Origin of the sequence: Streptomyces sp. NPDC047072, assembly GCF_040643855.1 — a bacterium.
Taxonomy (GTDB): domain Bacteria; phylum Actinomycetota; class Actinomycetes; order Streptomycetales; family Streptomycetaceae; genus Streptomyces.
The window spans coordinates 1-6,936 of sequence record NZ_JBEYVC010000302.1 but is presented as its reverse complement, the minus strand read 5'-3'; the positions used below and the strand labels follow the sequence as shown (position 1 = coordinate 6,936).

Annotated in this window: 7 protein-coding genes and 1 tRNA gene; 4 read left to right on the top strand and 4 right to left on the bottom strand. The window is 72.2% G+C overall.

Annotated elements, in window-relative coordinates; all coding sequences use genetic code 11:
• Window positions 1-191 precede the first annotated feature (191 nt).
• Window positions 192-1,763 carry an ATP-dependent RecD-like DNA helicase gene (locus ABZ896_RS51495; protein ID WP_360946060.1) on the top strand — a complete coding sequence of 524 codons (1,572 nt, stop codon included), beginning with the start codon at window positions 192-194 and terminating at the stop codon, window positions 1,761-1,763.
• Between the two features lie 106 nt (window positions 1,764-1,869).
• On the opposite strand, the gene ABZ896_RS51490 is transcribed toward ABZ896_RS51495, so the two are convergent.
• Window positions 1,870-2,529 carry a hypothetical protein gene (locus ABZ896_RS51490; protein WP_360946057.1) on the bottom strand — a complete coding sequence of 220 codons (660 nt, stop codon included), beginning with the start codon at window positions 2,527-2,529 and terminating at the stop codon, window positions 1,870-1,872.
• Between the two features lie 47 nt (window positions 2,530-2,576).
• Between ABZ896_RS51490 and ABZ896_RS51485 the strand changes: the two genes are divergently transcribed.
• Window positions 2,577-2,765, top strand: coding sequence for a DUF5703 family protein (locus ABZ896_RS51485; RefSeq protein WP_005485166.1), 189 nt, complete (start codon window positions 2,577-2,579; stop codon window positions 2,763-2,765).
• Between the two features lie 61 nt (window positions 2,766-2,826).
• Here the strand turns inward: ABZ896_RS51485 and ABZ896_RS51480 are convergent, their stop codons facing one another.
• The 3 genes from ABZ896_RS51480 to ABZ896_RS51470 all read right to left on the bottom strand — a co-directional run bounded on the left by ABZ896_RS51480 (window position 2,827) and on the right by ABZ896_RS51470 (window position 5,630).
• A complete protein-coding gene (locus ABZ896_RS51480; protein ID WP_360946054.1) occupies window positions 2,827-3,807 on the bottom strand; it encodes a chaplin family protein in 981 nt (326 codons plus the stop codon).
• Window positions 3,808-3,921: 114 nt separating this feature from the next.
• Window positions 3,922-4,155 (bottom strand): chaplin ChpH, encoded by a 234-nt coding sequence (chpH, locus tag ABZ896_RS51475; RefSeq protein ID WP_164428206.1) that lies wholly within the window; start codon window positions 4,153-4,155, stop codon window positions 3,922-3,924.
• A gap of 149 nt (window positions 4,156-4,304) precedes the next feature.
• Window positions 4,305-5,630 (bottom strand): M20/M25/M40 family metallo-hydrolase, encoded by a 1,326-nt coding sequence (locus ABZ896_RS51470; protein WP_360946051.1) that lies wholly within the window; start codon window positions 5,628-5,630, stop codon window positions 4,305-4,307.
• Window positions 5,631-5,829: 199 nt separating this feature from the next.
• Between ABZ896_RS51470 and ABZ896_RS51465 the strand changes: the two genes are divergently transcribed.
• Window positions 5,830-5,917: transfer RNA gene (locus tag ABZ896_RS51465), tRNA-Leu, on the top strand.
• A 287-nt stretch (window positions 5,918-6,204) separates the two neighbouring features.
• The coding region (locus ABZ896_RS51460; protein ID WP_360946048.1) for an AMP-binding protein at window positions 6,205-6,936 on the top strand (732 nt) is incomplete at its 3' end.

Genomic DNA, 6,936 nt, shown 5'->3' with positions numbered 1-6,936 from the left:
CGGTGGTCCCGCCCCACGCCGTGTCGCCCCCCGCTGCCGAACCCTTTCCTCTTCAGTGAGCCGCATACATCTGATCAGCTCGCCCGACGGCCGGAAGATCGTCGCCGCCGAGGCACGGCACGCGGGCCGCGCTGGCCGGGCACACGGCCCTCGAACTGCCCGCGCTCACCGCCGCGCTGGGCCGCCAGGGCGTGCCGGACGCCGACACCGCCGTACAGAACACCCTCGCGGAAGGTGAGGCGCTGGTCTTCGAGGATCTCCTCGACCCGACCGCGCCCGAGCCCGAGGACGACGAGGAGGAGCGGCCGGTCCGGATCCTGGTCGGTCTGGAGCGGTACGCCCTCGCGGAGGAGAGCCTCGCCGACGGACTCGCCCGGCTGATCAACTCCGTACCGAAGGAGGACGGTTCGGCCGCCGACTGGGAGCGGGCCGCCGCCGCGGCACAGGGCTCCGCCGCCGAGCTGATCCGCGCGGCCGCCACCCACGGCCTGGTCCTGCACACCGGCGGCACGGCGTCCCTGGCGGAGCCGGCGGGACTGCTGCGGGCCGCGCGGGAGCTGGGCCTGCGGGCGTGGGCGGCCGCGCACAGTCCCCTGGGCCGGGACGCGTTCGGCAGGCTGCCGGCGGGGGCCGACGGGCAGGACGGCGAGGGGGCGGCGGCCACGATCGCGTCCGCCGTCTCCGACCGCCCCGAAAGCCCCGACAGCTCCGACAGCTCCGACAGCTCCGACAGCCCGGACCACCCCGAAGGCTCCGCCACCTCCGGCCGTCCTCAAGGCTCCGGTACCCCCGAGCGCTCTGAAGGCCCCGTCCTTCCCGTCGCCACCGTCGCCGGGCTTCTCGCCGGTGTCGAGGGGCCCGGCCGGGACGGCGAAGGAGCGTTGGACCTCGATCTGCTCGTCGTCCTCGACGCCCCGCAGCTGGACGTGGAGACGGCGGCGCTGCTCACGGAGTCGTTGCCGGACGGGGCCCGGCTGGTGCTGGCCGGGGATCCGGGGGTGTTGTGGTCGGCGGGGCCGGGGCGGGTGTTCGCGGATCTGCTGGCCGCGCGGATCTGCCCGCAGATCGCCTCCCGGCGACCGGACCGTGGCCCGATCGGCGAACTGGTCTCCGGCATCGGCATCGGCGAGCTGAACCAGGTCGAGGCCCCCGGCAAGGAGGTCGTGATCGTGCCGGTGCGGGACGCGGGCGAGGCCGTGCACCGGACCGTGCAGCTGGTCGCGGACTCGGTGCCGCGCGCGCTCGGCGTCCCGGCCGACCGCACCCAGGTGATCACCCCGGGCCACGGCGGCGCGGCCGGTACCCGCGCCCTCAACGCGGCCCTGAAGGAACGCCTCAACCCCGGCCCCGGCCGCTTCGGCGGCTTCGACCCCGGCGACCGCGTCGCCTACTCCCCCACATCGGGCCGTACCCTCCCGGCCCAGGTGGTGAAGGCCGACACGGACGGTCTGCACCTCGACTGCGCCGGCACGCCGGTCGTCGTACCGAAGGACCGGGTCGAGCAGTCCGTACGCCACGGCTGGGCCATCACGGCGCACCAGGCGGTCGGCAGCCAGTGGCCGGCGGCCGTGGTGGTCCTCCCCGGCGACGCGACGCAGGCCCTCACCCGCGCGTGGGTCTACACGGCCTTCGGCCGAGCGGCCCGCCACCTGTCGGTGGTCCACGGCGCGGACCAGGCCCTGGCACAAGCGGTGGCCGACATCCCCCCGAAGCCCCGCACGACCCGCCTGCAGACCCTCCTGAAGACACCGACGCCCAGCTGACCCACCTAAGGGGCGCGGGGAACTGCGCGACCAGCCACGACGGACCCGCAGCCCGCAACACGACGGCGGCCCCGGAGGAAAACCCCGGGGCCGCCGTCAGAAAACCTCAGTGCCGGTCCGCGTCCAACGGTTCCAGCTCGTCGAACTCATCGTCCAGATCGACATCATCCGCGTCGTCGAACACCGCGCTGACGTCGAACCGGCACACCACCCGGTCCGCCTCGACCTGGTCGAACGGCGTCTCCAGCCACTCCCCCGGCTCCGCCGTCTCGTCCGCCGCGGTCACCCACAGCGTGGAGTCGCCCTCCTCCAGACCGAACTCCTTGTGCCGGGAGGCGATCTCGTCGGGCTCGAACTCCCCGAAGAGCACACCCAGCGCCCCGTGCACCGTCTCGGACGCGTCCGTGCCCGCGTCGCCGTCCGCCAGTTCCACCCGCTGGGCCTGCGCCAGCAGCCGCTGCGGCTCCACCACGGCGTAGTCGCGGCGGATCAGCACGCTCAGCGCGTTCGGCTCCTCGGGGCCCGTGTACGGCGGAGCGTCCTCCGCACCGGGGATCTCGAAGGGGGTGACCTCGTCGTACCGGTCGTAGAGCAGCTCGTCGTAGACCTCGGCGGCCGCGGCCAGTTGGTTGAACGCCTCGTAGACGGCCGGGTCGTCCTCACCCGACCTGCGTTCGACCGCGGCCAGGTGGCGGTCGAGCGCGGTCTTGACCGCCTCGGCGGCGGCGCGTACCTCGGCAGCGGTGGGCTGCACAGCATCAGACATAGTGCAGACGCTATCCGTACCGGGCCCCGGCCCGCACAATAGATGCGATGCCGGAATACGAATTTGTCGACGTGTACGTACCGCGGGGGGTCTCCCGCAAGGACGCCACACGTCTGCTGACGGACCATGCCGAGTACGGACACTGGGAGTTGGACCGACTGAGCCTGCTGCGTGACGGCAGCCGCAGAGTGCGGTTGCGCCGGCGGATCATCCGCCAGGTTCGTGCCACGTGGTGAAGCGGGCGGAACGGAGAGGGCCCCGCCGTGGCAGGGCCCTCTCCGTCGTACACGGTGCCGGTCAGGCCGAGGCCCGCGCCTTGCGGTAGAGCACCGCGCCCGCGAGCAGCGCGCCGGCGCCGACCGGGAGCGTCAGCCCGAGGGGCAGGTCGCTGCCGGTGTGCGCGAGCTGCGCGGCGGCCTGCGGCTGCACGACCGACAGGGCGCCGGGGTGGTTGGCGTGCGAGGAGCCACCGCCGGGGGTCTGTCCGCCTGCGCCGGGCGCCGCCGGGTGGCCGGGGGTGCCGGGGTTACCAGGGTTGTCCGGGTTACCGGGGGTCCCGGGGTTGCCCGGGTGGTTCGGGTGACCTGGGTGGCTCGGGTTGCCCGGCTGGTTCGGGTTGCCGGGATGACCAGGGTGGCCCGGGTGTCCGGGATGGCCCGGGTGCCCCGGCTGATGGGGCGAGCCGTGCTGTCCGCCGCCGGAGCCGTTGCCGCAGTCGTTGCCCGTGGCGGCGTTGCCGATCCCGATGAGGTCGACGCTGTTGCCGCAGACGTTCACCGGGGCGTCGATCGGCACCTCGACGTGGTTACCGGAGCCGACCCCACCCGAACCCCCGGCGTACCCACCGGCGTGCGAGCCCCCTGAGCCCCCATGTCCCCCTGAGCCCCCGTGCCCGCCGGAACCGCCGTGCCCTCCGGACCCACCAGCCCCACCGTGGCCGCCAGAACCGCCGTATCCGCCCGAGCCCCCATACCCGCCGGACCCGCCGTGACCGCCCGAGTCGCCGTACCCTCCCGGCGTCCCCTTCCCCCCGCCGGAGTGGTTCGTGCAGCTGTTGCCTGCCGCCGGGTTGAGGAGGCCCACCGCGTTCACCGTGTTGCCGCAGACGTTGACCGGCGCGTGCACCGGCGCCTGGACCGTGTTGCCCGACAGCACGCCGGGCGAGTTCGTGGCCGTTCCGCTCGCGCCCGAGGACGCGTGGGCCGTACCGCCGGCCGCCGCGATCACCCCCGTCGCGGCCGCCACCGTCATCAGGCTTTTGCGCGTGCCCTGTCGCATTCCTGAATACCTGCCTTCCCCCTGTGAATCCGAAAAGAAAAGACCGGTCGGCCCCGGAGCGCGGGAAGCGCGTTCCGGGACCGAACGGTGTGGACGAACCTCAGAAAGGCAGCGTCACTTGTTGATGCAGGTGTTGCCGAAGGCGGGGTTCAGCACGCCGATCACGGAGACCGTGTTGCCGCAGACGTTCACCGGGATGTGAACGGGCACCTGGACGACGTTGCCGGACAGGACGCCCGGGGAGCCCACGGCGGCACCCTGCGCACCCGCGTCGGCGACGGCAAGGCCCGCACCCGCGAGAACCAGGCCACCAGTGGCAGCCGCGGCGGCGACGACCTTCTTGATCATTATTCCTCCTCGTTGGCAATGCGATCCCAAGTAGCGGATCGCATCACCTGTAACGAGGAGGGAGTACTAGAGCTACGAGCTTATGAGCGCATTCACCCGTCCCAGTCGATCTCGTACGCGCGGCCGAATAACCAGGTCAATCGGAGGCGTCAACTCGCGTCGATGAAACGGTCGAGCACCCGCACCCCGAACTTCAGCCCGTCGACCGGCACCCGCTCGTCCACACCGTGGAACATCCCGGCGAAGTCCAGCTCCGGCGGAAGCTTCAGCGGCGCGAAGCCGAAGCCGCGGATGCCGAGGTCGTCGAAGGACTTGGCGTCGGTGCCGCCGGAGAGCATGTACGGGATCGCCTTGGCGGCCGGGTCCTCGGCGACCAGCGCGGACTGCATGGCGTCCACGATCGTCCCCTCGAAGGCGGTCTCGACGGCCTTGTCGGCGTGCACGTCCTCACGCCGCACCTTGGGGCCGAGGATCTTGTCGACGTCCGCGAGGAACTCCTCCTCGAAGCCGGGCAGGAAGCGCCCGTCGACGTGCGCGGTGGCCTCGCCCGGGATGACGTTGACCTTGTAGCCGGCGCCGAGCTGGGTCGGGTTGGCGGTGTTGCTGAGGGTCGCGCCGATGAGCTTGGCGATCCCGCCGAGCTTGGCGAGGGTGCCCTCCATGTTCTCCGGGTCCAGTTCGGTGCCGAGCGCGTCCCCGAGTTCGTCGAGGAAGGCCCGGGTGGTCTTGGTGACCCGCACCGGGAACTTGTGGCGCCCGAGCCGGGCGACGGCCTCCGACAGCTCGGTGATGGCGTTGTCCCGGTGGATCATCGAGCCGTGCCCGGCGGTGCCGGCCACGGTCAGCTTCATCCAGTGGATGCCCTTCTCGGCCGTCTGGATCAGATAGAGCCGGCGCTGTTCGTTCACGGTGAAGGAGAAGCCGCCGACCTCGCTGATCGCCTCGGTGACGCCCTCGAAGAGCTCCGGGTGGTGGTCGACGAGGTACCGGGCGCCGTACGTGCCGCCCGCCTCCTCGTCGGCGAGGAACGCGAGGACGATGTCCCGCGGGGGCCTGCGCCCGCTGCGCAGCCGGTCGCGGACGACCGCGAGGGTCATCGCGTCCATGTCCTTCATGTCGACGGCGCCCCGGCCCCACACGCAGCCGTCCGCGATCTCGCCCGAGAAGGGGTGGTGGGTCCAGTCCTGCGCGTTGGCGGGTACGACGTCGAGGTGGCCGTGGATCAGCAGGGCCGGCCGGGAGGAGTCCTCGCCGGCGATCCGGGCCACCGTGGAGGCGCGGCCCGGGTGGGACTCGAAGATCTGCGGTTCGAGGCCCACCTCGGCGAGCTTCTCCGCGACCCACTCGGCGGACTTGCGCTCGCCCGGGCCGGAGTGGTCGCCGTAGTTGCTGGTGTCGAACCGGATCAGCTCGCGGCAGAGGTCCACGACCTCGTCCTCGCCGGTGACGGTCCTGGTCGTGTCCGTCTCGGTCACGGTGCTTCCTCCCGCTGTCGCTGCTGGTCGTTCTCCTCATCCTCTCCCCGCGGCCGGGTCGGTCCCAAGACCGGGCCCGGTCCGTCACACGCCGTTCACGCGGGCCCCCGGGCGGGGACGGGGGGTGATCGGGGCCCCTCGAAAGCCTGGTAATGTTTCCTTCGTCGCCGCGAGGGAAACCCCGCACGACAGACACCTTGTCCGGGTGGCGGAATGGCAGACGCGCTAGCTTGAGGTGCTAGTGCCCTTTATCGGGCGTGGGGGTTCAAGTCCCCCCTCGGACACCAGCCGAATCCCCTCGGCCGCTCAGGCGGCCGGGGGGATTCGTCGTATACGACCCCTTGTTCGCTGTATGTGGGGCATCTCTCGCTCGCTGTAAAGATCACCAGGTCAGCGGCGTGCGACCGGCCCGCCACGTCCCCCGCACGGCCTTCCCGGGTCGCCGTTCCGACGGCGCGAACCTAGCGTCGTACTAAAATTTCCGGCTTGTTACGAGCTGGAGCCGGACAACCCCAGGCAGACCTGCGGGCCCGCCAGCGCCCCGGAGGCTTCCGGGATCGAGACGCGAGGACCGATGGCAGCCATACACGAGAGCGAAGCTCTCGGCCTGCTCAACGAAGAGCTCAGCGCAGAGATCCGTGAACAGTTCGGCGACACCGCCCGTTTCTCCGGGGGCCAGGCGGCCTCCCCGCGCACCCTCGTGGACGTCTTCGACGCGTCCGTGCGCTCCTGCCCCGACGAGCTCGCCCTCGACGACGGAACCACCCGGCTCACCTACCGCGGGCTGGCCGCCGAGGTGGAGCGGCTGCGGGTGAAGCTCGCCGCGGCCGGGGTCGGGCTCGGCGACCGGGTGGGCGTCCGGGTGCCGTCCGGCACCAACGACCTGTACGTCGCGATCCTCGCCGTGCTCGCCGCCGGTGCCGCCTACGTCCCGGTGGACGCCGAGGACCCGGACGAGCGGGCCGAGCTGGTGTTCGGGGAGGCGGAGGTCCGGGCGGTCGTCGGCGCCGGGCACGAGCTGACCGTCACCGGCCGCAGCGAGGTCCCCGCCGGCCGGCCCGGCGTCGAGCACGACGCGTGGATCATCTTCACCTCCGGATCCACCGGGAAGCCCAAGGGTGTCGCGGTGAGTCACCGCAGCGCGGCCGCCTTCGTGGACGCCGAGGCCGCGCTGTTCCTCACCGAGGACCCCATCGGCCCCGGCGACCGGGGCGGGGCGCCCAGCTGCTGCGCAACCTCGACGACCTCGCCCAGCGACTCGGCGACACCTACCTCGCGACCTGTCTCTACGCCGTCTACGACCCAA

What these genes read in the sequence shown, in the direction of transcription:
- ABZ896_RS51485 (WP_005485166.1), top strand. Translation starts at nt 2,577, where the DNA reads ATGCCGGAATACGAATTTGTCGACGTGTACGTACCGCGGGGGGTCTCC.
- chpH (WP_164428206.1), bottom strand. Translation starts at nt 4,155, where the DNA reads ATGATCAAGAAGGTCGTCGCCGCCGCGGCTGCCACTGGTGGCCTGGTT.
- ABZ896_RS51490 (WP_360946057.1), bottom strand. Translation starts at nt 2,529, where the DNA reads ATGTCTGATGCTGTGCAGCCCACCGCTGCCGAGGTACGCGCCGCCGCC.
- ABZ896_RS51480 (WP_360946054.1), bottom strand. Translation starts at nt 3,807, where the DNA reads ATGCGACAGGGCACGCGCAAAAGCCTGATGACGGTGGCGGCCGCGACG.